General features: G+C 31.3%; 1 pseudogene. It reads left to right on the top strand.

Annotated elements, in window-relative coordinates:
- Positions 1-80: 80 nt before the first annotated feature.
- Positions 81-453, top strand: a pseudogene (locus tag GNY06_RS04800) (transposase); the annotation flags it as partial.

The following is a 453-nucleotide window of genomic DNA, read 5'->3' as shown; positions in this document are numbered from 1 at the left end:
GACGTGTTTACAATTGCATAAAGAGCAACTTTTTTTATAATAGTGATTAATTAAGAAAAAATATATATGCAAAAATATCTTTCATTGATTATTACATTGTAGATAGCATGCCGTTAGAAATCGGCAAATTAAGCAGAAGTTGCCGACGTCCTGTTTGTAGAGAAAATGACTTTACCAGCCCGGATAAAGGTTTTTGTGCTTGGCAAAATAGTGTTTATTATGGTTATAAATTGCATGCAGTGTTTACTACTGATGGGATTTTTACCGATTTTGATCTAACACAAGCTTCTGTACAGGATATTCATTATCTCAAAGATATTAAGCACTTGTACAATATTAGGAGACAAAGGTTATCTGAGTATTGATTATCAAAGAGACTTATTTAATTACAACCAGATTAATATGGAAGTACCTATGCGAAAAAATCAACATGGATATAAGCCAAAGCCTTAT

The organism is Elizabethkingia argenteiflava (assembly GCF_009904105.1).
Lineage (GTDB): Bacteria > Bacteroidota > Bacteroidia > Flavobacteriales > Weeksellaceae > Elizabethkingia > Elizabethkingia argenteiflava.
This window is presented reverse-complemented; position numbering and strand designations above follow the sequence as displayed.